Raw genomic sequence first — 23,518 nt, forward strand, 5'->3', positions numbered from 1 at the left:
CTGCGGTTGACCGCCCTGCGGCCGCTGGGACTGGTCCGTTCGCCTTCCTCCTGACATGGCGCCAGACGGTCCTTGTCGCATCCGAAGCGGGCGCCTAAGTCGGAGGAACCCTTCGTCCCGGCTGACCCCCAAGGCCCCTCGCCCCCGAGCCTCGCACCGTGTCCCTGCCCCTCGCTGACTTCCTCTTCCAGTCCCGCGACGTCCTCCAGGACGCATGGCTCCACGAAGCCCCCGGCTCCGGTGACACCTTCACCCACGGGCTGTCCGCGGTGGCGGCCCGGATGGCGAACCCGGACGCGCGCGTCTCCGACGCCCTGGCGCGTGAGCTGTCGCTGCTGGTGCAGGGCTCCAACGGGCACCCCACGACAACGAACTTCCGGCGCCTGCGCGCCACGGTGCTGCGGCTGTGGCGCGAGCGGGGCGGCGCGAGCGCGGACGACGAGGCCCAGGTGGAGCGCTTCCACGACGCGGTGGACGCGGTGGAGGCCGCGGCGCTGGAGGCTCACGTCCAGGCGCGGATGCTCGCGTCGCGCGAGGCGGCGGAAGCAGCGCGCGAACAGGGCGCCCCGGAAGCGCCAGGGCCCCGGCGCTGGGAGGACATCTTCACGCACCTGGGCGTGGGCGTGGCGGTGATGGGCGCGGACGACAGCACGTTCGTGGCGGCGAACCCCGCGCTCGCGCGCATGCACGGACAGGCCGCCGAGGCGCTCAAGGGCCTGAGGCTGGAGGACCTGGTGGCGCCCGAGTCCCGCGGCGCGCTGCCCCGCCACATGGCCGCGGCCAGCTCCAAGCCCTTCCACGAATACGAAGCGCTGCACCTGCGCCGCGACGGCAGCCGCTTCCCCGCGTTCGTGCACGTGACGTCCCTGCGCGACGCGACGGGCCGCCGCGTGGGCCGCGCCGCCACGGTGCTGGACATCACCCAGCGCCGTCAGGCGGAAGCGGAGCGCCAGCGCCTGCTGTCCACCATCGAGGCGGAGCGCGCGCGGCTGGCGGCGGTGTTGGATCAGCTGCCCGCGGGCGTGCTCATCGCGGAGGCGCCCAGCGGCCGGCTCCTCTTGGGCAACCGCGCGCTGGAGTCGCTGTTGGGCCATCCCTTCCGGCCCTCGTCCAGCCTCGCGGACTACGAGTCGTCGCACCAGATGTTCAACGCGGAGAACGAGCCCCTGGCGGACGACGCGTGGCCCATGGCCCGCGCGCTGCGCACCGGGGAGACGCGGCAGGCGGAGCCGCTCCAGGTGCGCCGGCCGGACGGCACCACCGCGCACCTCCTGGGCTCCAGCGCGCCCGTGCGCGACCGGGACGACCACATCGTCGCGGGCGTCGTCACGCTGGTGGACGTCACCGAGCGGCGCCGCGCGGAGGAGGCGGCGCGGGAGGCGGCGCAGTTCGGCGAGCGGCTCATCGCCATTGTCAGCCACGACCTGCGAAACCCCCTCAACGCCATCCAGCTGTCCGTCACCAAGCTTCTGCACGGCGACGCGCTCCAGGAGCGCGACCGCAAGGCGGTGTCCCGCATCGCGCGCTCCAGCGAGCGCATGGGGCGGATGATTTCAGAGCTGCTCGACTTCACCCGCAGCCGGCTGGGCGGCGGCATCCCCATCGAGCGGGTGCCCGGTGACGTGCGCATGGTGGTGCGCCAGGCGGTGGAGGAACTGGAGGCGGCGTGGCCGGAGCGCTCGCTCTCGCTGAAGGTGAGCCCGGGCCGCTACGACGGCGCCTGGGACGCGGACCGGCTGCTCCAGGTGGTGAGCAACCTGGGCGGCAACGCGCTCCAGTACAGCCCTCCGGACGTGCCCGTGGCCTTCTCGTTGATGGACGCGGACGCGCACGTGGTGATGGAGGTGCAGAACGGCGGGGACCCCATCCCGTCGGACCTGCTGCCCCGCCTGTTCGACCCCTTCCGGCGCGGCGCGGGCAGCAACACGCACGGCGGCCTGGGGCTGGGGCTCTACATCGTCGAACAGGTGGTGAAGGGCCACGGGGGCCGCATCGAGGTGCGCTCGAACAAGTCCGAGGGCACCGTCTTCCGCGTGCTCCTGCCGCGCGAGGCGGCGCAGCCCGCGGCTCCGGCTCAGTAGGCGGCTCCGCTCAGTAGGCGGCGGCTAACTGCCCCTGCTGGGAGCGGAACGGCTCCAGCGCGCGCATCAGGTCGTCCAGGTCCAGCGGCTTGGGGATGGACGCCCGGATGCCCTGCGGCACGGGGCGGGTGGCGCCCGCGCCGGACACGACGATGACGGGCAGGTTCTTGAGGCGCGGCTCCTTCTGCACGCGCTCCATGAGCTCCCAGCCGCTCATCACCGGCATCATCAAATCCAGCAGCATCACGTCCGGGGTGGGGCCCTTCCGCAGGCGCTCCCAGGCGTGCAGGCCGTTGCCGGCGACCTCCACGGCAAAGCCTTCCAGCGTGAGGAACTCCTCCAGCATCTCACGGCTGTCGACATGGTCTTCCACGAGGAGGATGAGGCTTCGCATGGCTGGGGGAGCCTCCCCCCGTCCGGCCCGGTAGCAAAGACCCCGTGTCCAGGGAACGTCCAACCCTGGACGGTAGGCCACGTGCAATGTGAAGCCCGCGCCACTGTGGCTGCCTTGCAGGGCAGGCGGGCGCTCCGGGCCTGGGGCCAGGCCCCTGAAAAGCGGATGGGGCCTCCCCCCTCCAGGCGCCAGCGGCGCTGAAAGGCGAAGGCCCCACCGGGGCACCCGGCTACAGGTTTGTTCAGCCCTGGTACTGGTGCACGGACATGATGGGGTAGTTCATGGACGTGAGGCTGATGCGCTGCGAGCCGTCCGAGTTCACGTTGTTGGAGCCGATGAACTGGGCCTTGCCGTCCTTCCAGCCCGCGAACATCACCACGTGCTGGCCGTCGCCCACCTTCATGGAGACGACGTCGCCGGGCTTCGCGTCCTTCAGGTCCACGCGCTTGAAGTTCGGGTCGCGGTCCAGGTTCCCCTGGAGCGTCATCACGGACGCGCTGTGCTGGCTGTCCTTGATCTGCCCGGCCTGCTCCAGGCACGCGGAGACGAAGTTGGCGCAGTTGACGTTGTTGGGGACCCAGTCCTCCATGTCCGCGCCCACGCCGCTGCCCTCGAGCTTCAGCGAACCGGCGTTCTTGCCCATGTGCGACATCGCGATGTCGAACGGGCTGCCACCGGGGCCGCGCGTGCCCGGGCCCGCGCCGCCCGGAGGCGCCGTCACGTTGCCCGCGCCGCTGGAGCCGCCAGTGCCGCCGCCGCGCACGCCCTGGCCCTGGGTGCCGGGCTCGAAGCTGTCACGCGAGCCGGGGATGTTCAGCGTCTTGCCGGCGTAGATGAGGTCCTTGTTCTGGATGTCCGGGTTGGCCTTCATCAGCGAGTCCACGGAGGTTCCGTAGCGCTTGGCCAGACCAGAGAGGGTGTCGCCAGATTGGATGCGGTAGCTCATGGGGGGCTCCGGGAGTGGGAGCAGTGACCCGACCTCGGTCACCGGCTGCGATTGTTTCCATTCTCGCCGTTCAAGAACCCAGGTTGCGTCCCCACCTGCTTTTCACTCCAGGCGCGTACATGGGGCTGACGGGGCGCACCCGGAGCGGAATTCCGGCCCCCCAAAGGGCCCGTGCCGGCGACAGGGCCCGGGAAGGGCCTGTCGCGGTGCGCAATTTTCGGGGATTTAGCGGCTCTGGCCGTCGTGCTTCTGGCGCGCGATGCGGCGGCTGAGGGCGTCCTGCTTCGCGTCGATGCGGGCGCGCTCGGCGGCGTCCAGGTGGCCGTCGTCCCGGCGCTCCTGGCGGATCTCCCGCTGGAGCGAGCGGTGCTGGCGCTCCAGGCGCACGGCCTCGCGGCCCGTGAGCTCGCCGCTCTTCACGCCCTGATTGATGCGCTGCTGCTGGTTCACCTGGCGTTTGTCGGCCTCCGCGGCCACGGCGGGCAGCGCCACCGTCAGGCCCAGCACAGCCGCGAGCATTCCCAGTCCGTTGCGCTTCATGGGGCTTCTCCCTTGTCGTGCGCGGGCGTCGGTGCCGGCGCGTCGTCGTTGAGGGGTTGAACCCGGGTTTCGCGCGGCGGTTGCGGGGGGATGTTCGTGACGGGGTGCGTCCAGGGGGTGGCCCTTATGAAAGGGGAAACAATCCGAGGGGATGGCCGCACACGGCGCGCTTGAACGGGTGGGAGCGCCCGCGCATGGTGGCGGGGTGACGACCATTGCTCATCCCGACTTCACGGCGGCGCGGTTCGCCAGCTCCCCGGACGTGCGCTTCACCCCGGCGCCGGCGGACGGCGTGCTGCCGGAGGGCTTCTTCACGACGACGAACCTGCCCACGTACGTGCGGGTGGACGGGCGGTGGCGGATGCCGCGCGAGCCGCGCATGGACGGCGCGCTGGTGCTGGACGCGCAGGGGGAGCTCTGGGTGCGCGAGGGCCGCCGGGTGCGCGCGGGCGAGCGCGTGGTGGTGGGCAAGGCGGAGGACGGCAGCGAAGGCGTCTACGTGAACATGGCCTACCTGGTGGAGGGCGGGGAGGGTGAGTTCAAGTTCATGACGAGCGAGGTGTCGCGCGAGAAGCCCATCGACTACGGGCACATGGCGCGGCTCCTGGTGGAGGAGCGCGAGCGAGGCGGCTATCCCATCTGGGTGACGGGGCCGGCGCTGGTGCACTCGCGGGCGCGCGCGGACATGACGTGGTTCGTGGAGAACGGCTTCGTGGGGGCGCTGCTCGCGGGCAACGCGGTGGCGGTGCACGACATCGAGGCGTCCATCTACGGCACGACGCTGGGGATGAGCGGCGCGGGCGAGGCGACGTCGGGCGGGCACGGGCTGCACATGCGCGCCATCAACCGGGTGCGGCAGGCGGGCTCCATCGCGAAGGCGGTGGAGGCGGGCGTCGTCACCAACGGCATCATGCACGCGTGCGTGAAGCACGGCGTGCCGTTCGTGCTGACGGGGTCCATCCGGGATGACGGGCCGTTGCCGGACGTGGTGACGGACAACCTGGCGGCGCAGGACGCGATGCGAAGGCACGCGGTGAAGGCGACGATGGCGGTGCTCGTGGCCACGGCGCTGCACGCCATCGCGACGGGGAACATGCTGCCCGCGTTCGTGACGGAGAAGGACGGCAGTCTGCGGGAGCTGCCCACCATCTGCGTGGACTCGTCCGAGTTCGTGGTGAGCAAGTTGAAGGACCGCGGCACGCACCAGGCCTTCGGCGTGGTGACGAACGCGCAGGACTTCATGCACATCCTGCGCCTGTACGTGGAGCGCGAGCTGGCAGCGCGAGCAGCGGCGCCGAAACCGGGATAAGCGACGGGTCCGGGCGCCCGACGCGTCCCAACTGGTCCGACTGTCGGACCAGTTCGGACAGCGCGCCGCCGGCGGGGAGGCCTCGCGGGATTCTCACCTTCTCATCCGGTCAGCGCCGGCTGAGCGCGGGAGCGGTCAGGGGCTTCCAGGGCGTGCTCGACAGTCCGCCCTCGGTGCCGAAGAGAGCGGAGTCGCCCTCCGGAAGCACGGCGTAGACGCGCGGATCCGCGAGCTTCGGCAGGGCGTGCACGGCCCCTGTGCTCGCGTCGAAGTACGACGCGCCGAGCAGCGTGCCCACCAGCGCCCCGCCGGGCACGAGCGCGGCGGAGACGATGGCGGGGGAGGGCAGGCCGGGCGCGGTGCGCACGCGCGTCCACTTCGCGCCGTCGAAGTAGTTGAAGCCATCCTGGCAGGTGCCCGCGACAGCGCGTCCCTTCGCATCGGTGGACAGCGCGGTGATCCAGTTGTCGGTGAGGTCGCGGCCGTCATGGAAGCGCTGCCACTTCTCGCCGTCCCAGCGCGTGAGGCCGCGGTCTTCACTGCCCACCCACAGGAAGCGGCCCGCGGCTTCACCGACGGAAGGGTGCTTGCTCCACTCCTTGGGCAGCGGCACCCGCTTCACGAGCGACAGGGGCGAGGTGCCGGGAGTGACCAGGGACACGCCCCGGCCGTCCACCAGTGCGATGCCTTCATCCATCTGGGACGCGTTGAGCACGGACAGCTTCCCCAGCGACACGGGGTTGCGCGCGCCGTAGGCCACCTGCGTCCAGGTCTTCCCGTCATGGAAGCCCAGGCCATACGTGGTCGCGACGTAGAGGTTCGTTCCGTCACTGGTGATGCCCAGCACCTGGTTGCTGGGAAGCGAGGGCGTGCGGACGGTCTGCCACCGGCCATCCTCGCGCTGCCAGCAGGCGCCCCGGTCGAACGTGCCTACGACGAGCCGTCCCTGATGCCGGGCCAGCGCTGTGATGTGATTGCCGCAGATCTGCCCGGTGGGAGTGACGCGGCGCCATCCCTTCTGCCCCTGGAGGAACACGCCGGAGTCCTGCGTGCCCACCCAGCCATCGCGTAACACGGTGGCGCCCTTGGGGACGCTCACGGCCTGGAGCGGCACGGACTCCGTCTCCCACGCGTGCACCTCGCCGTGGCTGCCCACGATGCGCACCCCTTGCTCCGTGACGGAGAACGACAGCGGGCCCGTGGGGATGTCGCGCAGCGCGGAGAGCCGGCCGCTGGCGCTGATGGAGAACGCGCCCTCGGTGGTGCCAACGTCCACGCCGTCCTGCGTGTCGGAGATGAACCGCACCGGCCCGGGCAGCGACCACGCGCGCTCGGTGCCGAGCTCCAACACGCGTCCCTCCGCCGTGCCCGCGAAGCGGGGCGAGAACGCCGTGTACGCGGCACCCGGAGGCAGCACCGCGGCCAGTGACTCCAGCCGGCTCACGTAGTCCGGGGTGCTCGCGTCCTCGGCGGAAGGCAGCGCCTGCCAGTGCACGTCCATCACCGGAGTCACCTGGAAGCGCGTGTCCAGCGATACGAGCCCTTCATCCGTGGCCACGAAGAGCCGGTCGCCGGTGGACTCCAGCGCGCGGCAATAGTGGCTCGGGAGCCCGTCCTCGACCGTGAGCACGCGCACGGAGCGGCCCGCCTGCGTGAACAGCTCCAGGCCGCCTTCGGTGCACGCGATGACGTGGCCGCCAAAGGGCTCCACGTCGTGCACGGTCTCGGTGTTGGTGACGGTGGCGGCCAGGGTCAGCGCGGTGAGGGTGGAGAGCATCATGCTCCACCCCCATTGCGAACCCCGGGCCAGCCCGGTGTGTCTCCCTGGAGCCACACCTGTGGCCCGAGGCGGCGCAACTGTCAGGACGGACTCGTTGACCCTGTCTCCCCTTCAACCACTATGGTCGCGCGGGGGATTGGGGCCGGGCCTCCGCTGGAGTCCACGACATGCCGCGTTCTGTTTCTTCCCTGGCGATGGCGCTCGCGCTCGCCATGCTCTGCGCTTGTTCATCGGCCGAACCGTCCGAACCGTGCGAGGACGTCGACTGCGGTCCGGGCCAGTGCGTGCCGTCCTCCGGAGCGGCCACGTGCAGCTGCCCCCCGGGCTACATCCCGGCGGACCTGTCCTGCAGGCGGGACGTGCGCGAGGGGGATGACCATGGGGACACCGTCGAGGCCGCGACCCCCGTGGAGATCATGGATCCCTCCCAATGGGTGGACGCGAACCTGGACACCATGGAGGACGTGGACCTGTTTTCGTTCCGCGTCACGGCCGGCCGCATCTTCCGATTCAACTGCTACAGCATCAAGTCCAGCTACGACCCGGCTTGCAGGGTCGAACTCCTCGGCGCGGACGGGCTCACGTTGCCGGGTTCGGTGGGGGCGGGGGGGAGCTCGGTCTACCACGCGGCCGTGCTCGCCACGCAGGATGGCACCGTGTACGCCCGCGTGCGGGCCTACTCAACCTCCCCCTCCTTCTTCAACCCCTCCTACGAATACTCGCTGCAGGACCGGGGGCCGGACGACTTCGCGAACACCCTCACGGAAGCCACCCGGGTGCCCGTCGGCACCGTCTCGGGGTACATCGAGCCCAACGGCGATGTCGACGTCGTCGCGCTGGACGTTGTCGCGGGCCGCGCCTACCGGCTGAGTTGCAGTTCGGGCACCCCCGCCGTCGACCACTGCGGCATGCGAGTGCGCAGCCCCGGGGGGGAGGTGTTGTACGAGTCGAAGCTGGACGGCACGCTCCCGAAGACCGCGACGTTCGACCTCCAGGGGATGCAGGAAGGCCGTTATACGGTCGAGCTGTTCTTCAACAGGCTCCTCTTCTCCGACGGCACTGGTGACTACAAGTTCTCCGTCGCCGACCTGGAGCCTTGAGCGCGCGTCCCTCGCAGCACCGGGGGCATCAGGATGTCCGCCTCGCCGGAACCCTGCTGTTGGAAGGAGTCACGTCTGAAGATCTCGAACATTCCCTTCTGCACCACGGACTGGCGCAAGATCCCACCCACCGAGCACCCGGGGGTCGTTGGGAAGGCGCTCTGGCGGACGCTCCAGGTGGGAGACATCCGGGTCCGGCTCGTCGAGTACACAGCCGGGTACGTGGCGGACCACTGGTGCAGCCGTGGACACATCCTGCTCGTGCTCGAGGGAACGCTGCTCACGGAGCTGAAGGACGGCAGGCGTTTCGAGCTCGGGCCGATGATGAGCTACCAGGTCTCCGATGACGACGGGGCCCACCGCTCGTCGACAGAGACCGGGGCCAAACTTTTCATCGTGGACTAGCGCGCGCTGCGCTGCTCATCGGCTTCACAGCGCTCGCCGCTGTCGAGGCGCTTGTCCGCACCGGCGGTTGGCGACGCGCCACGACACGCGCGCCGCCAACGCCTGGGCGGTGGCTAGAACGACTCTTCCGGCACGTCCATCAGGTCCAGGTTGCCGTGCTCCACCATGCGCGCGGCGTGCGCGATGCCGGGCAGGACCTCATGGCAGTACCAGCGGGCGCTGGCCACCTTGCCGCCGTAGAACGCCTTGTCGCCGGGGTTGGTCTTCATCCGCTCCAGCGACACGGCCGCGTGGCGCACCAGCAGCCAGCCGATGATGACCTCCGCCACGGCGAACAGCACGCGGTTGCCCTGGAAGCCCACGTGGTAGACGGACTCGCCCAGCTTGCCCATCAGCGTGCCGAGCAGCGTCTGCAGGTGGCCCACCGCCTCGCCCAGCGCGGCGCGCTCGGTCTTCAGCTCGGGGCCGCCCTCGTCGCCGTCCGCCGTCGCGCGGACGCGCTCCAGCAAGCTCATCATCGTCGCGCCGCCGTCGCGCGCCACCTTGCGCATCAGCAGGTCCAACGCCTGGATGTGCGTGGTGCCCTCGTAGAGCGAGTCGATCTTCTGGTCCCGGATGTACTGCTCCACCGGGTAGTCCGTCAGGAAGCCCGAGCCGCCGTGCACCTGGAGCGACAGGGACAAGAGCTCATACGCCTTCTCCGAGCCGTACCCCTTCACCAGCGGCAGCAGCATGTCGTTGAGCACGTCCGCCTCGCCCGCCGCCGTGGAGCGGTGGCCGCCCTGGAGCTCCACCTGGTCCTGCACGGACGCGGTGAACAGGGCCAGCGCGCGCAGGCCCTCCGCGTGGGCCTTCTGCGCCATCAGCATGCGGCGCACGTCCGGGTGCTGGAGGATGTTCACGCGCGGCGCTGTCTTGTCGCGCGCCTTCCCCAGGTCGCTGCCCTGCACGCGGTCCTTCGCGAACGACAGCGCGCGGTAGTAGCCCGCGGACAGCGCGGCCATGGACTTGAGGCCCACCGCCATGCGCGCGTTCTCGATGATGTGGAACATCTGCCGGATGCCGTCGTGCACGTCGCCCAGCAAGAGGCCGCGCGTGGGCTTGCCGTCGCCGAACGTCAGCTCGCACGTGACGGACCCCTTGAGGCCCATCTTCTTCTCCAGCTTCGTGCAGACGACGTTGTTGTGCTCGCCCAGGCTGCCGTCCTCGTTCACCCAGAACTTGGGCACCACGAACAGCGACAGGCCCTTGGTGCCCGGCGCCGCGCCCTCCGGACGCGCGAGCACCATGTGGATGATGTTCTCCGCGATGTCCGACTCGCCGTTGGTGATGAAGCGCTTGACGCCTTCAATCTCCCAGACGTCGCCGTTCACCTGACGGGCCTTGGTGCGCGCGGCGCCCACGTCGCTGCCCGCGTCCGGCTCCGTCAGCACCATGGAGCCGCTCCAGCGCTTGTCCAGGATGTGCGGCAGGAAGCGCTGCTTCTGCGAGTCCGTGCCCAGCTTGTCGATGACGCGCGCCAGCAGGTTGCCCAGCGTGAAGAACGCCAGTGCGGGGTTGGAGCCCAGGAGCAGCTCGAACGCGGCCCAGCCCAGCGACGGCGGCGCGCCCAGGCCGCCCAGGTGCGTGGGCGTCTCCAACAGGTGCATGCCCGCGTCGTAGTAGGCGCTCATCGCGGCCTTGAGGCCGGGGGGCAGCTTCACCTCGCCGTTCACCAGCTGGGGCGGGTTGTGCTCGGACTCGTCGAAGCTCTTCGCCAGCTCCTGCGTGCACAGCTGGGCGAAGGTCTCCAGCGTCTGCCGGGCCGCCGTCTCGTCCAGGTCCCCGAAGGGGCCCTTGCCCAGCGACGTGCGCCCGATGTCCAGGAACTCGAAGAGGTTGAACTCAATATCGCGGAGGTTGGGCGTGTAGTGCAGGGACGACGACGACATCGGAAGACTCCTCGCGGCCTGGGCGAATGAAACAGCCCCGCGCCGGTGAAGGCGCGGGGCCGAAAGCGGACCGTCAGGGTATCCGAGATTGATTCGCCGGTCAGTCGCGCCGAGCGTGGATGACGCGCAGCGTCTCCCGGCGCTCGAAGCGGTTGCCGGCGGCGTCGCGGGCGACGAACACCAGCTCATACGTACCGGCCGGCGTGCCCTCGGGGATGACCAGGGCCTTGGTGAAGCGCAGGCGGTCCTGCGTGTCGAAGAGCTGCTGGTCCTCGCCGAAGAGGTCGCCGTACACGCTGACCTCCTGCGTGGCCTCCACCGCGTCCACGTCCAGCGTCAGCGTGTCACCGGGGGCCAGCTCCTTCTGGGAGAGGACGACGTCGAAGTCGTTGCCCTTCGAGTCCAGGCGGTAGCGCACCTCGCTGCGCTCCACGCGGCCGTCCGCCAGCTCCGCGATGATGAACACGGTGTAGTAGCCATCCGCGATGCCCAGCGGCACGAGGAACCGGCCGCGCCACGAACGGGTGAGGTTGTCGAACGTGAGCGGCTTCACCAGGCCGAAGGGGAAGTAGGCGGTGACGCGGCGGGAGTTGCGAGGAGCGCGCACGGAGATGATGGGGTCGCCGGGGGGAATCTCCTCGCGGCTGAGCGCACCGGCCACCATGCCGTCGGGAAGCTGCACGGGGACCATCTCGCGGACCGTCTCGCCATTGGGGGCCGTGCGGGCCACCTGCTCCACCGCGACGAAGGACGTGTAGCGGCTCATCAGGTGGTACTGGAGCGCGGTGTCGGTGATGCCCTGGACGACTTCGGGCGTCTCGCCGCGGTAGCCCTCCACGGTGAGCTCCTCGATGCGCTGGCGGGCCCAGAGGCTCTTGAGCGAGTCGTGCTCCGGGGCCACTTCGGGGAAGTGCACGGGCACGTCGAAGCGGCGGACCTGGCCACGCACGCGGCCGGAGATGCGGAGGACGCCGTTACCGGTGCCCGTGAACTTGCCCACGAGGAACAGCGGCTGGCCGGCGAAGAGGTCCGGCACGGACTTCGGGTACACGTCGCTGACGGGCAGGCCGTCGGTGTCCACCACGACCGAGGTGAGGACCGGGCCGCGCATGCGCTGCTCGAATTCGCGGGCGACGTCCTCCTCCGGGCGGTTGAGGTTGACGAGGGTGGAGGCGCCGCGGCCCAGCTCGCCCATCTTGGTGATGAGGTAGCGGTTGGTGCTGGAGCCCACGCCGGCGGAGAAGATGCGCGTCTCTTCACGCAGGTGCTTCTGGAGCGTGCCGAGCACCTGCTCGTCCCCGCCGATGAGGCCGTCCGTCATGAAGAGCACCATGCGCAGGCGGGCCGGGTCGTTCGGGGGCAGCATGGCTTCGCGGGCGGCGATGTTCACGTCGGTGCCGCCGCCGCCCCAGAAGTTGGCGACGTAGGGCAGGGCGCTCTGGATGTTCTCCGGCGTGGCGGGGACAGCGGTGGGCGCGAACTTGGTCACCTGCGTGTCGAAGTTGAGGACCTGGAAGGTGTCCTCGGGCATCAGGTGGTTGAGCACTTCCTTGGTGATGGCCTTGGACTTTTCAATCGCGAGGCCGGACTGCGAGCAGGACGTGTCGAGCACCATGTAGAGCTCGCGAGGGACGATCTCCCTCTGGGTGGGGGACAGCTGCGGGTTGAGCATCACCAGGAAGTAGCCGTGGTCCGCGCCGGGCTCGCGGTGCATGAGGACGGCGGGGCGGATGAGCGCGTCGGCGACGACGTACTCGAGGATGAAGTCCTTGTTGGGGATGCGGTCATCGCGGCCCAGGCTCACGGTGGCGCGGGACTGGCCGTCGCGCTTCACGTCCACGCGGTGGGTGGTGGAGCGCAGCGAGTGGACCGGGAGGCCCGCGTCCAGGCGCACGGTGAGCTGGATGTCATGGCCGCTGCGCGTGTCGGCGAGCACCGGGGGCGAGATGCGGCTCGCGTCGGGGACGGAGGTGGTGTCGGGCTCCACGCCTTCGCCCTGGCGCGTGGGCAGCGGCTGGCCGCCGATGTAGCGGGGGGCGACGACCATGGGGAAGCTGAAGCGGTAGGTGCCCGCGTCGTAGGTGAGGCGCTCCACGTAGTGGATGCGGACGCGGATGGTCTCGCCGGGGAGGATGTTGGCGACGGACTGGGTGAAGATGTTGGGACGCTCCTGGTCGAGCAGCGCGGCCGTCTTGCCCTCGGCCTTGGCGCGCTCGTAGGTGTCGCGGGCCTGTTCGCGGGTCTGGATGACGCCCTGGATGACACGGTCGCCCAGGTGCATCTCCATGCCGTCCACGGCGGCCAGCTCCGGCAGCGGGAAGACGTAGAGCGCTTCGAGGGGCGAGGTGTAGGGGTTCTCAAATACCTGCGTCACGGTGACGGAAGCGAGGAACCCGCTGATCTCCGCATCCACCTCCGTGTGCTTGAGGCTGAAGGTGCGCGGCTCGGTGTCCGGGCACTCAGTGGTCTCCGCCTGCTGCGGCTGCGCACGGAAGCGCGCCACGAGGGTGCCCTGGGCGACGCCCGCGGTAGGCGAAGCGGCGGGAGGGCAGGGTTGCTGAGCGGAAGCCGGGGTGGCCAGAAGACAGACGAAGAGCGTGGCGAGCAGGACTCGCATGGTCGGGAACCTTGGTTTCAGGGTGTGCCCGGGGACATTGCAGCCCCCGGGCCAACCCCTGTTCTCCTCTGAGAAGGCTGTGAGTGGGGGCTGCGGGAGACAGTCCGAGCGTGGGCCCGTGGCTCCGGGGCCACAGGGTCGGGCTCTACCAGCGCAGGGCCTCGGGAGCGGCTTCGAACAGGTGCTTCATGTCCCGAAGGCTCGGGTGCTGCCGCTTCACTTCCCGCCAGACGCTGGGGTGATGGTGCGTCCGGATGTTCTGCTCCAATTGCGCGAGCCGTTCGGGAGGCCCGTTTTTCTGTTTGGCCGCCACGTAGCAGGTGAGGTGGGAGTGGTAATTCGTGTAGGCGTCGGCCCGTGCAACCGGGAGATAGTCGCGAGTGTTGAGGCCGAGGGCTTTGATTGTGTAGGTCGCTCGCTGATGAGCGACCGTGCCCTCGGGCGCGCTGGGTAGGAAGTGAAAGGTATCGCTGAGATCCAGCTCAAGGAACTCGGATGGGTCCTCAATGCGGGGATCGATCAGAACGGGACTCCCCGAGACAGGAGGACCTACAGGTGCTCCCTTGGCCCTCCGTAGTTTCGTCAGCGTGCTGGTTTCCTGCGCGAAGACGGCGAAGCGGCTGTTCTTGTACTCGTTGCAGGCTCCGCAAGCGTAGAGGTAGTTCATCCAGGCGAAGATCAGCTCCGGGTAAAATGCCTTGGGACGAATGTGCTCCACTTGGTGCGCTGCGGAGTCTTCGCAGTAGGCACAACGACGTGCTCCGATGCACATCCGGGTCAAGGTCGCTTTGACGCTGTCGAACGTCGGATTGCCCTTCCTGTTCAGCGCCTTGAACCGTTTGCGTCCATGTTTGATACGCGTCGCGTAGTCAGGGATCGCATCAATCTCGTGCTGGTAGGCGGCGAGCTGCGTACGGGCCGGCTCCGGCAAAGGAAGATCCGGGAGCCGAATCACGACTGATTCACCGCAGGACCCTTGGGCAGCGTGCTGGCGGCCGTTGGAAGTTGGGTGCGTAGAAGTTGTTGCTCAGCCTGCTCCTCAGGGGAAAGCCCCTTCTTGAGCTCCTTCTGATTGAGGACGGCAAGCCGTTCGAGCTTCGCCTGCGCCTCAGGAGAGCGCAGGGGGACCTCTCCGAAGGCACCAGTGCCATAGGCGTCGAGAAGATTCCCGTAGAGCAATCGGTCGAGGGCGATGCCTGTGACCATGCCAGCCTCTTCGTCACTGCCGGGTCTGGGAAGGCGGAACACGCTGCCCACTGTCGCGGCTTGGCAGATGAGCGGGCTGTGGGTTGTGACGATGAACTGGATTTTTGGGAAGTGTTCGCGGAACCAGTGACCGACTCGGCGCTGCCACACGGGATGCAGGTGCGCGTCGATCTCATCAATCAGGACGACACCAGGGACGACGACGGTCGTTGAGTCCTCAGGAGCGAAGAGTTTGTCGCCGCCGTAGGCTCGCGCGAGCTGTCGGATCAACTCGAAGGTCATGCTCAGGATAGAGCGGTAGCCGTCGCTCAGGTTCTCAACAGGAACTTCGCAGCCGTTGCCATCAACGAAGCGAATACCCTTGGAGGAGATTGATTCAAGCCGGGCTTCGTTAGGTAGGAAGTCAGGCTGGTTTATGAACTCCTGTAAGGACTCAAGGAGCTCCCCCTCTGGGTCGTTCTCCAGCTTCTTGAACCGGAGGAGCTTGAGCCATTCGAGGCTTTCCGAAAGCGCGACGGATTCTCCAAATACGGACAAGTGTCGGGCAAGCTTCGGATTTGAATGAAACAGCCTTTCCTGGTCCTTGTCTCCGCCGGTGAATCGTCGAAACGGTCCATACGAAGCGCTGAACCACCCTGACTCATCACTCCAAGCAGGTGGCTCCTGCTTGGGCATCCCCAGGCCCCTGATGAGGATGGTTTGTCCAGCCATCACTGGCACCAAGTCGAGCCCGATATTGAAGGGCACTCTGCCCGTGTCGACGAACTTGTCGTAGCGCTCGTCTCCAACCAGCGTCAAACGAACGGCGCCGTGTCCTGCTCCGACGCTGAGCCACTCGGACCAATCCTGACGTAGCGCAATCGCCTCGTTGGGACCCACCAGCGCCAGTGCAACGGCCCGGAGAAAGGAACTTTTGCCAGCTCCGTTATCGCCGATGACGACGTGCCATCCGGGGCCTAAACCCTCTGGCAGTTCCCATCTCAGGGTTTGAATGGACCGGATGTTGGAGAGCTGGACCTCTTTCACGTACATGCGCCCTAGCTCGCCCGAAACAGGGGGAGGGGTCAACCGTAGTGACACCACTACGGGACCCGCTGAACGCACGAAGGCCCCCGGACCGTACTTCCGGTCCGAGGGCCCCCCACAGTCACAGTTGGCTCAACCGCCCTTGAGTTGGAGCGTGGGCACCGCGCCCTCGCCCAGCACCAGGTGCACCTGACCCACCTTCGCGGCCAGGTCCTTGTACGCCTCCAGCTCCTTGAGCCGCACGAGCAGCGGGTTCTCCGCGAGCACCTTCGCCGTCTGCGCCATGGAGCGCGTCGCCGCCGTCTCCTCGCGCCGCAGGATGACGTTCGCCTCCGCCTCCTTCTGCGCCTGGATGACCCGGTTGAGCAGGTCCTTCATCTCCTTCGGCAGCACCACGTCCTTGATGCCGAAGCGCAGCAGCTCCAGGCCCACGCCCTCCGCACTCGATTTCACCTGCGCGTACAGCTCCTCGGACACGGCCTCGCGCGCCGCGAGCAATTCATCCAGCGTGCGCGTGGACACGGCCTCGCGCGCCGCCAGCTGCATCGCCAGGTAGAGGATTTCATCCGGCGCCCGCGCCACCACCGCCAGCCGCCGCGCGTCCACCACCCGGTACGCCGCGGACAGGTTGAGCCGCAGCGACACGCGGTCTTTCGTCATCACCTCCTGGCCGGTGACGTGGAGCAGCTTCTCGCGCAGGTCGATGACCGCGAACTGCACCTTGTGCGCGACCGTCCACGCCGCGTGCCGGCCCGGCGGCAGCACGGCATCCAGCACGCCGTCCACGTAGCGCAGCGCCACCGTGCCCTCCGTGGCCGTGGCCTCCACGTAGTCACTGGCCGGGATCAGCGCGCGCACCTCGTCCCGAGGAGGCTGCGTCGCCACCCCCGACACGTCCACGCGCTCCACCCGCACAGTCGGCGTCTCGGGCCGACCGGTACGACCGGGCAGCCGCTGCGCCGTCCACACCTGGTGCTGTCCCCGTCCCAGCCACCGCACCGGCTGGCCGTGATGGAAGACCACCGCGCGCTCGTCCGCGCCCAGCTCCAGCACCTGGAGGTCCTTCTCCGGCACCAGCGCGAGCTTCGCTTCATCCAGGCGGGTGACGGGTGGCTCCAGCGGCGCGCGCTCGAAGCGGACGTGCTGGAACGGACGCACCACCCAGTGCCGGCCCGGCCCCAGGTACTGCTCCGCCCGCCCGTTCACCACGACGAACAGCCGCTCGTTCTGCGCCACTTCCACCCGACCGATGCCCATGACACGTCACCTCGACGACAAGAAAAGAGTGCAGCCCGGCTGCTGGAGAAAAGGACCCCGCCGCCCCACGGGCGCTTCGCGCGAACAGACCGTCCCGAGCCACGTTCATCCTCCCGAGCGACCGCACCGGATACCGGTCACGGACGGCGACCGGAGCGTTTCCGCGCACAGCACGGAAGTCTCCAGAGGCCCTGGCGACCGGCCAGTGTGCGGCGTGGGGAGGTGGACGCGGTGGACTCGCGTTGGCACCAGCGAAAAACGACGGGGTCCAGGCGAACGAAGGATTCGAACCTTCGACACCGAGATCTTGAGTCTCGTGCTCTACCGTTGAGCTAGTTCGTGGGTTGCCCAGCCAAGGGCAGTGATGCACGCCTTACGGTGGCGCGCGCGACCGGTACGGCCTTCGATAGCGGCAGGAACACCCGGAAGTAATGGCCGTGAGGAACGTCCGAATCCCATGCCCCGGCGCAAAGCGCCCCCGCATGCAATCGAACGCCTCGGGACAACCCCGTGCGCCCCCTGAAGTGTGCCGACGGGGCCACCAGACGCGGGCGTGCCGGAATCCTGACGGCGCGCTTCAGCTTCGCGTCACGTACCACCAGCCGAACCACATGGTGCGCTCCTCCGCGAGCAGCTCCCAGCCGGGCGCGTGCAGGTAGAAGTCCGTGCGCAGCCCGGCGATGTCCAGCGCGCGCGCCGTCTCCACCGCGCTCCACAGGTGCAGCGTCACGTCCGTGTCCGCCGTGCGCACCCGGCGCGTGGCCTCCTCGTGCGCCTCCAGGCCCTGACGGCGCTCCAGCACCGTGAAGAGCATCCGGCCGCCCGGTTTCAGCGCGCGGCCCAGGTGCCCCAGCACGCGCGGCAGGTCGTCACAGAAGTCCAGGCAGCCGATGGCCAGCGCCACGTCGAAGAGGCCCAGGTCAGCCGGCACCGGATCCAGGTAGCTGTGCACGCGCCACGTGCCCGACGGCCGCGCGCGCTTCGCCAGCTCCAGCATCTCCGGCGCCACGTCCAGGCCCACCACGTCCACGGACGCGTCCAGCCCGCGCGTGTGCAAGCCCGGGCCGCAGCCCACGTCCAGCACGCGCAAGCCCGGCTTCACCACGCCCGCGAGGAAGCGCTCCACGCGGTCGCCGTAGCGATGCAGGGACGGGTAGAGCACCTCATAGGCCGAGGCGATCTCCCCGTACACCTTCGCGACGGCGGCCTCGTCACTCCTGCCGCCGTCTCCCTCACCCTCCATACCGTGCGCTCCTGATCAACCGCGCGGGCACGCTATCACGGCGTGTTGTTGCTCCCCGGCTTGCGGAACACCGCCAGCGACCGCCCGGCCATCTCGAACTTCCCGGGCTTCATCTCCTCGTCGCCGCGCTTGTCGTCCGCCGTGTACAGCTCCAGCCGCCACGCGCCGCCCTCACCCGGCGGCGGGACCGTGAAGGGCACCGGCTCATGGTGCGCGTTGAGCAGCACCAGCAGGGAGTCGCCGCTGACGCGCTGGCCGCGCTCGTCCGGCGTGGGGATGGCGTCGCCCCCCAAGAGGAACGCCAGCGAGCGCACGAAGGGCTTCTGCCAGTCCTCCGCGCCCATCTCCGTGCCGTCGGGCTTGAACCACGCCAGGTCCTTGTGCTCGGACTCCCACAGGTGCTCGCCCTGGAAGAAGCGGCGGCGCTGGAGCACCGGCTGCCCGTGGCGGAACTGGATGAGCTTGCGCGTGAACTCCAGGAGGTCCAGGCGCGTCTTGTCCAGGTTCCAGTCCACCCACGACAGCTCGTTGTCCTGGCAGTAGGCGTTGTTGTTGCCCTGCTGCGTGCGGCCCATTTCGTCGCCCGCGACAATCATCGGGACGCCCGTGGACAGGAACAGCGACGCCATCAGGTTGCGCTTCTGCCGCTCGCGCAGGGAGATGATGTCCTTGTTGTCCGTCTCTCCCTCCACGCCGCAGTTCCACGCCTGGTTGTCATCCGCGCCGTCGCGGTTGTGCTCGCCGTTGGCCTCGTTGTGCTTGCTGCTGTACGTGACCAGGTCGTGCAGCGTGAAGCCGTCGTGCGCGGTGACGAAGTTGATGGACGCCTGCGGACGCCGTCGCGCCGCCGCGAACAGGTCCGCGCTGCCCGTGAGCCGGTAGCCCACCTCCGCGGCCTGGTTCTCGTCGCCCTTCCAGTACTTGCGCAGCGCGTCCCGGTACTTGCCGTTCCACTCGTGCCACGGCGACGGGAAGCCGCCCACCTGATAGCCGCCCAGGCCCACGTCCCACGGCTCCGCGATGAGCTTCACGCGGCTCAGCACCGGATCCTGGTTGATGATCTGGAAGATGGGCGCGTTCGGGTCGTAGCCGCCCTTACCCACGCGGCCCAGCACCGTGGCCAGGTCGAAGCGGAACCCGTCCACGTGCATCTCCTCCACCCAGTAGCGCAGCGAGTCCACGATGAAGCGCGCCGTCTGCGGGTTGGAGGCGTTGAGGCTGTTGCCGCACCCGGTGAAGTCCAGGTAGTGCCGCGCCTCCGGCATGGTCCAGTAGTACGACGCGTTGTCGATGCCCTTGAACGACAGCGTGGGCCCCAGGTGGTTGCCCTCGCACGTGTGGTTGTAGACCACGTCGAGGATGACCTCGATGCCCGCCGCGTGCAGCGACTTCACCATCGACTTGAACTCGGCCACCGCGCCGCCCGGCGTCTTGCGGCTGGCGTAGCGCTGCTCCGGGGAGAAGTAGTTCAGCGTGCTGTAGCCCCAGAAGTTCGACAGGCCCTTGTCGTTGAGGAACGAGTCGTCCGCGAACTCCTGCACCGGCAACAGCTCCACCGAGGTGACGCCCAGCTTCTGAAGATGCTCGATGATGGCCGGCGAGCCCAGGCCCGCGTACGTGCCGCGCTGGTGCTCCGGCACGCCCGGGTGGCGCATGGTGAGGCCGCGCACGTGGGCTTCGTAGATGACCGTCTTGCGCCACGGGATGTCCAGGCGCCGGTCATTGCCCCAGTCGAAGAAGTCGCTCACCACCACGCCCTTGGGCATGCCGGCCGCGCTGTCGCGCTCGTCGCGCATCAGGTCCTTCTTCGGATGCTCCAGGGGGTAGCCGAACACCGGCTGCTTCCAGTCCACCTCGCCGTACAGCGCCTTGGCGTAGGGGTCGACCAGCAGCTTGTGCGGGTTGCAGCGGTGCCCCTTCTCCGGCTCGTAGGGCCCGTGCACGCGCAGGCCGTACAGCGTCCCGGGCTCCAGGTCCGGCACGTAGCCGTGCCAGACGAACTCGGTGCTCATCGGCAGGTCGAAGCGCTCAATCTCCTTCGTCGGGTCCTGCCGGTCGAAGAGACACACCTCCACGCGCGTGGCCACCTGCGAATAGACCGCGAAGTTGGTCCCCGACCCGTCGAAGGTCGCGCCGCGCGGCCAGGGCTTGCCCGGCCAGATCTCCCGCTTGCTGCTCATCGTCTCACTCGATTCCGTGGGGAAGTGCCCGCGGAAGGTGGATGCGACAGCGCTGTGCGGCAAGACGTCCGGGTGCGCTGACTGTCCACCGGGCAGCGCTTTGACAAGTGGTAGGTGCTGAAACGACCTGCCCTGTCAGGCGGCGACGGCGTGGTCCAGCGAGCGCCAGGTGCCCAGGGCCCAGTCCTGCTCCTCGGGGTCGTCGAAGCTGACGACGCAGAGGGCGCGGCGGTTTCCGGAGCGGCACAGGGCCGTCAGGCGGCACTCGCCGGGGCCCACGTGCAGGGAGGCCCGGCCGCTGACGCGGGCGCCGTGGTGCTCCAGCTCCAGGGCGCGGCGCTCGGGGCTGGTGGGCGCCAGCTGCTCCTCCGCGGAGTCCCCCAGGGGCACCACGCGCACGGTGCGGCGGTGGTCGCGGGCCACCCAGCTGCCGTCCTGCAGGCGCGTCTCGGCCAGGGAGCCGGGGATGCGGATCTCCCAGCCCTCGGGGAGCGCCACCTGCACGGAGCCCCGCCGGTAGCCAATCGAAGGCCCGACGCCGGGCGACTCCAGGGCCCGGCGGTGCACCTCCTCCGCGACCGTCCCGCCCATGCCCAGGTAGCCGAGCACCTCCTGCCACTCGCGCCACGGGTAGGGGAGCGAGGGGTCCTGACGCCAGGCCTGCTCCAGCAGCCGGGCCACGTCGCGCAGGCGCTGGCGCTCCTCCTCCAGCAGCGGCGGGCGCCAGGCGACGTCCGTCCACAGGCGGCACAGCGCGCGCGTGAAGCGCTCGTGCGCGTCCACGACGGGGCTCCACCAGGGGAATACGTCCGTGCCCTGCCGCGGGTCCTCGTGCACGGTGCGCAGCCAACGCTCGTCGCGCGGCCCCAGGGGCGTGAGCAGCGCGCCGGGATGCTGGAAGGTGTGACCGAAGCGCATGGACAGCGCGAAGCCGGAGCTGCCCAGGCTGCGCATGCGCAGCACCTGGCCCACCGAGTGCTGGAGCCAGCCCAGGAAGTGCTCCTCCACCGGCCCCGCGTCGCCGGAGTGGAAGTAGCCCGTGGCGTCGCCCACGCCCGCATCCTCGTCAGGCGGGGCCCAGGAGATGTCGTGCAGGTCGCCCAGGGCCTTGAGCAGGTCCACCAGATAGCGGTGGTAGCCGGGGCCCACGGCGTGGGTCTCCGCGGACACGACGATGCGCTCCTGGGTCGCCGCGAGCAGCAACACCTCCGGCGCGGCCGGGTGCAGGCGCAGGTGCAGCACGGGAGCGCCCTGGGGGCCGTCCTCGATGCGGCTGCCCTCCAGCACGCCTTCGGCCACCTGCTGGACCCACGTCTCCACGCGCCGCAGCCAGAGCAGGGGCGCCTCCGGGGGGGCGAACAGCGGGTCGCTTGTTCCTCGTCGGCCTGCCAGCAACAGCTTCATGCGATGGACGCTCTCGGTTGGGGTGCGCGATGCCTGGACCTCTTTGGATAAGCCCCCGGTCGCTCCCTGTCATCCAAGAGAAGCGCATTCCGGCGCGGGGGGCATGCGGGCGGGGGAGCGCCCGGTGGCGGAAAGCCCGTACACGCCCCAACCTGAAAGGGGAAAGGAGGCGTTCGTCATGAGCAAGAAAGACGTGCTGCACATTCCCCTGGAGGGGCTGCCTCCCGCGCCGGCGCGCGAAGCCGGGACGGAGGACGAGCATGAGCGTCATGTGCCGTCCACCTTCGACCCGGGCGGTGGCCCTGGCAACGGCCCGGGTGACAACGGGAGCCCGCGCATCATCGAACCGGTGGGCCAGCCCTACTCGCCGGGCGTCAAGGTGACCTGATCATCACAGGCCCTGCTGTCTCCATGACCCCGCTGACGCCTTCAAGGGCGTCGGCGGGGTCTTGCTGTTCGTGCCCGCACTGAACGCTGGAAACGGAAGAAGCGCCCGCGACCGCTGGGGGTCACGGGCGCTTCCGGGGTCACCGTGCCGCCGTGGGTGTCACGGCGGCGGGGTGTGAGCAGGGTCTAGCGCGTGGTGCCGTTGTTGGGCGCCATGGTGCCCGTGGAGTCCGGCGTCGGCGTGGTCATGTTGCCCTTGGCGCCGGAGCTGTTCGGGTCGAGCGTGGAGTCGTTGGGCAGGCTGCTGTCGTCCGGGATGGCGCTGTCGTCCGTGTCCATGCCGGAGCCGCCCGTGCCCGGCTCGGTCATCTCGCCGTCGTGCACGCCCGGCTCGGCCTCGCCGGTGCCCGCGCCGCCGGTGCCGGGGTCCATGGTGCTGCTGTCGTCGCTGGCGGGCGGCAGCGTGGAGTCATCCATCGTGCCGGAGCCGCCGGTGCTGGAGTCCGAGGGCGGCATCGTCGAGTCCTGCGACGTGCTGCCCGTGTCGTAGCCGGAGCCGCCGCTGCTGGGCGGCGGCGTGGTGGTGGTGCCGGAGCCGGAGGTGTCCGTCCCGGTGCCGCTGGTGTCCATGCCCGAGCCGGTGGTGGAGTCGGAAGCCGGCGTCGGTTCGGTGCCGCGAGTCGCGGACTGATCCGACTTACAGCCCGTGCCGAGCGCGAGCGCGCCCGCGAGAACCGCCGCCACCGTCAGCTGGGTCTTCAGGAACTTCTTCATGTGGATTCCCCCGAATGAAGTGTGACCGCTTGAAAGGTCCTGACTGCCTGCACGACCGAAGGTGAGCAGACCCCACGGTGTGTGCAGGGGTGGCTCATCCGCCTGCCTGCTCGGGGAACGGCGCAGACGGCTGGAATGGGAGGCTTGCGTGGACGCAGCCGTCCTCCGGAATGCATGCGCGCCGGCCTGGGGTGCGTTGTCTCGTCAACCCCTGCCGGCCCGGGACGCTCAGGGGCCCACGGTGCCGTTGGTCACGTTGCCGCCGTTGAGTGGCGTCACGGAGTTGCTGGACGTGTTGCTGTCCGGCGACAGCGTGGTGCCCGCCGCCCCGGGTGCCGTGGTGCCGGTGGCGGGAGGCAGCACCACGCCCATGCTGGACGTCGTGCCCGTCGGAGTGCCTGGCGTCACGGTGCTGTTGGAGGCGCCCGGCAGCGTGGTGCCGGGGGTGGTCGTGGCGGGCGGCATCAGCGCGCCCGTGGTGGCGGTGGAGCCCGTCGAACCCGCGACGGTGGTGCTGGTGCCGGGGGCCAGCACCGCGCCGGTGCCCGTCACCGTGGGGCTGGTGCTGGGAGGAATCACCGCGCCGCTGCCCGTCACGGGGGTGCTGGTGCCGGGGCTGGAAGGCAGGATGTCGGGCGTGGCGCCAGGGACGGACGGCTGGGGGCTGTACGGCTGCGGAATCACCGCGCCCGTGCCGCTGCCGCCAATGCCCGGGTTGGCCGCGCCGTTGGGGTCGCCCAGGGGCTCCGTGTACGGGTTCCCGATGGGGGTGCCCGCGGGAGCGTTGGGGGCGGGGGTGCCCGGAGGCGCCCCCGGGTTCGGCTGGCCCGTGGTGATGGCGCCCGCGGAGTTCGGATCCACCTGCGCGCTCGCGGTGCCCAGCGCGAGCGTACCGGCCGCCAGCCCCATCCAGATCCATTGCTGAGACATGGTCCCGC

The 23,518-nt window shown here is 69.4% G+C and carries 19 protein-coding genes and 1 tRNA gene; 5 read left to right on the forward strand and 15 right to left on the reverse strand.

The window, feature by feature from the left end:
• Window positions 1-158: 158 nt before the first annotated feature.
• Window positions 159-2,081, forward strand: a complete 1,923-nt coding sequence (locus D7W81_RS13485) for a sensor histidine kinase (RefSeq protein ID WP_244227199.1) — start codon at window positions 159-161, stop codon at window positions 2,079-2,081.
• A gap of 10 nt (window positions 2,082-2,091) precedes the next feature.
• Here D7W81_RS13485 and D7W81_RS13490 read toward each other — a convergent pair whose 3' ends face one another.
• The 3 genes from D7W81_RS13490 to D7W81_RS13500 all read right to left on the reverse strand — a co-directional run bounded on the left by D7W81_RS13490 (window position 2,092) and on the right by D7W81_RS13500 (window position 3,961).
• Window positions 2,092-2,475: a response regulator gene (locus tag D7W81_RS13490; RefSeq protein WP_120555771.1), complete on the reverse strand. Its 384-nt coding sequence runs from the start codon at window positions 2,473-2,475 to the stop codon at window positions 2,092-2,094.
• A gap of 241 nt (window positions 2,476-2,716) precedes the next feature.
• Window positions 2,717-3,421, reverse strand: a complete 705-nt coding sequence (locus D7W81_RS13495; protein WP_120555772.1) for a LysM peptidoglycan-binding domain-containing protein — start codon at window positions 3,419-3,421, stop codon at window positions 2,717-2,719.
• A gap of 225 nt (window positions 3,422-3,646) precedes the next feature.
• Window positions 3,647-3,961 carry a hypothetical protein gene (locus D7W81_RS13500; protein WP_120555773.1) on the reverse strand — a complete coding sequence of 105 codons (315 nt, stop codon included), beginning with the start codon at window positions 3,959-3,961 and terminating at the stop codon, window positions 3,647-3,649.
• A gap of 205 nt (window positions 3,962-4,166) precedes the next feature.
• Between D7W81_RS13500 and D7W81_RS13505 the strand changes: the two genes are divergently transcribed.
• Window positions 4,167-5,270, forward strand: coding sequence for a putative NPN-dependent ornithine cyclodeaminase (locus tag D7W81_RS13505; RefSeq protein WP_120555797.1), 1,104 nt, complete (start codon window positions 4,167-4,169; stop codon window positions 5,268-5,270).
• Between the two features lie 109 nt (window positions 5,271-5,379).
• Here the strand turns inward: D7W81_RS13505 and D7W81_RS13510 are convergent, their stop codons facing one another.
• Entirely contained in the window at window positions 5,380-7,050 is a 1,671-nt protein-coding gene (locus D7W81_RS13510) for a ligand-binding sensor domain-containing protein (RefSeq protein WP_147445467.1), read from the reverse strand.
• Window positions 7,051-7,217: 167 nt separating this feature from the next.
• On the opposite strand from D7W81_RS13510, the gene D7W81_RS13515 reads away from it, so the two are divergent.
• Both D7W81_RS13515 and D7W81_RS13520 read left to right on the forward strand, forming a co-directional pair.
• Window positions 7,218-8,150, forward strand: coding sequence for a calcium-binding EGF-like domain-containing protein (locus D7W81_RS13515; protein WP_147445468.1), 933 nt, complete (start codon window positions 7,218-7,220; stop codon window positions 8,148-8,150).
• Window positions 8,151-8,183: 33 nt separating this feature from the next.
• On the forward strand, window positions 8,184-8,555 hold the full coding sequence (locus D7W81_RS13520; protein ID WP_244227200.1) for a DHCW motif cupin fold protein: 372 nt from the start codon (window positions 8,184-8,186) through the stop codon (window positions 8,553-8,555).
• 113 nt (window positions 8,556-8,668) lie between these two features.
• Here D7W81_RS13520 and D7W81_RS13525 read toward each other — a convergent pair whose 3' ends face one another.
• From D7W81_RS13525 to D7W81_RS13565, 9 genes are all read right to left on the reverse strand, one after another.
• Entirely contained in the window at window positions 8,669-10,486 is a 1,818-nt protein-coding gene (locus D7W81_RS13525) for an acyl-CoA dehydrogenase (RefSeq protein ID WP_120555776.1), read from the reverse strand.
• A 100-nt stretch (window positions 10,487-10,586) separates the two neighbouring features.
• Entirely contained in the window at window positions 10,587-13,103 is a 2,517-nt protein-coding gene (locus tag D7W81_RS13530; RefSeq protein ID WP_120555777.1) for a VIT domain-containing protein, read from the reverse strand.
• 145 nt (window positions 13,104-13,248) lie between these two features.
• Window positions 13,249-14,058, reverse strand: a complete 810-nt coding sequence (locus D7W81_RS13535; protein WP_120555778.1) for an HNH endonuclease family protein — start codon at window positions 14,056-14,058, stop codon at window positions 13,249-13,251.
• A complete protein-coding gene (locus D7W81_RS13540; RefSeq protein WP_120555779.1) occupies window positions 14,055-15,341 on the reverse strand; it encodes an AAA family ATPase in 1,287 nt (428 codons plus the stop codon). Before D7W81_RS13540 ends, D7W81_RS13535 begins: the two co-directional genes overlap by 4 nt.
• A gap of 126 nt (window positions 15,342-15,467) precedes the next feature.
• A complete protein-coding gene (locus tag D7W81_RS13545) occupies window positions 15,468-16,592 on the reverse strand; it encodes a slipin family protein (RefSeq protein WP_120555780.1) in 1,125 nt (374 codons plus the stop codon).
• A gap of 270 nt (window positions 16,593-16,862) precedes the next feature.
• A tRNA-Leu gene (locus D7W81_RS13550) sits at window positions 16,863-16,932 on the reverse strand.
• 237 nt (window positions 16,933-17,169) lie between these two features.
• On the reverse strand, window positions 17,170-17,835 hold the full coding sequence (locus D7W81_RS13555; protein ID WP_120555781.1) for a class I SAM-dependent methyltransferase: 666 nt from the start codon (window positions 17,833-17,835) through the stop codon (window positions 17,170-17,172).
• A gap of 35 nt (window positions 17,836-17,870) precedes the next feature.
• Window positions 17,871-20,015, reverse strand: a complete 2,145-nt coding sequence (glgX, locus tag D7W81_RS13560; protein ID WP_120555782.1) for a glycogen debranching protein GlgX — start codon at window positions 20,013-20,015, stop codon at window positions 17,871-17,873.
• 135 nt (window positions 20,016-20,150) lie between these two features.
• A complete protein-coding gene (locus D7W81_RS13565; RefSeq protein WP_120555783.1) occupies window positions 20,151-21,419 on the reverse strand; it encodes a hypothetical protein in 1,269 nt (422 codons plus the stop codon).
• A gap of 178 nt (window positions 21,420-21,597) precedes the next feature.
• Between D7W81_RS13565 and D7W81_RS13570 the strand changes: the two genes are divergently transcribed.
• Window positions 21,598-21,807 carry a hypothetical protein gene (locus tag D7W81_RS13570; RefSeq protein ID WP_208721293.1) on the forward strand — a complete coding sequence of 70 codons (210 nt, stop codon included), beginning with the start codon at window positions 21,598-21,600 and terminating at the stop codon, window positions 21,805-21,807.
• A 185-nt stretch (window positions 21,808-21,992) separates the two neighbouring features.
• On the opposite strand, the gene D7W81_RS13575 is transcribed toward D7W81_RS13570, so the two are convergent.
• On the reverse strand, window positions 21,993-22,580 hold the full coding sequence (locus tag D7W81_RS13575; RefSeq protein WP_120555785.1) for a hypothetical protein: 588 nt from the start codon (window positions 22,578-22,580) through the stop codon (window positions 21,993-21,995).
• A 228-nt stretch (window positions 22,581-22,808) separates the two neighbouring features.
• Window positions 22,809-23,510 (reverse strand): hypothetical protein, encoded by a 702-nt coding sequence (locus tag D7W81_RS13580; protein WP_147445469.1) that lies wholly within the window; start codon window positions 23,508-23,510, stop codon window positions 22,809-22,811.
• Window positions 23,511-23,518: the final 8 nt, after the last annotated feature.

The sequence above is a fragment of the Corallococcus aberystwythensis genome (assembly GCF_003612165.1).
Taxonomy (GTDB): Bacteria; Myxococcota; Myxococcia; order Myxococcales; family Myxococcaceae; genus Corallococcus; species Corallococcus aberystwythensis.